Consider the following 563-nt stretch of genomic DNA (forward strand, 5'->3'; position numbering starts at 1 on the left):
ATAGGGCCTCTCAGGTCTCTTCTTGGTCTTCGGGAGCTTTCTGAGCTCGCTCGGCCTGCCGCGCGGGACACCATTGAGCGGCCTGCCGCACATGGCACAGTGGGCAATCTTTGGCTTCTTCCTCTCAAAGTGTATGACCGTCCTTCCGCCCGGAGTCCTGACGTACTTCCTTCTCCATGACCTTGACCTGTACATTGGCTTCATTTCTCTCACCTCGCAATGCCTTTTTGTCAAGCGTTTTTAAATTTAACCCATATCAAGGAGCTTCCTAAGGATGTAACCCGTTATCATGGAGGTCATGATATACCAACCTATGTATCCCAGCTCACTGGGAGGAAGGCCAGAGTGATACAGGCCATGGAACCAGTCGAAGAGGAAAAAGTCAAAGGGAGCCTTTGCTATGCCTACCTCAAAGTACCATCTCCTAAGCCAAGTGAAGAATATCCAGAATATAGGCATCGTCAGCAGGGTGACCTTGAACATTGTGTCCTTCATGACCTCACTTTGGAGCTTCATGAGCTCCATCTGCTCCTGCTGGAGCTTCTTGAGCTTCTTCTCATCCA

General features: G+C 50.3%; 2 protein-coding genes. Both read right to left on the minus strand.

Going from position 1 to position 563, the window contains the following annotated elements:
- Nucleotides 1-204: 50S ribosomal protein L34e (locus tag E3E29_RS11300; protein ID WP_167911100.1), on the minus strand; the 204-nt coding region annotated here is incomplete at its 3' end.
- A gap of 42 nt (nt 205-246) precedes the next feature.
- On the minus strand, nt 247-563 hold a 317-nt coding region (locus tag E3E29_RS11305; protein WP_167911101.1), incomplete at its 5' end, for an EMC3/TMCO1 family protein.

Origin of the sequence: Thermococcus sp. Bubb.Bath (assembly GCF_012027595.1) — an archaeon.
Classification (GTDB): domain Archaea; phylum Methanobacteriota_B; class Thermococci; order Thermococcales; family Thermococcaceae; genus Thermococcus.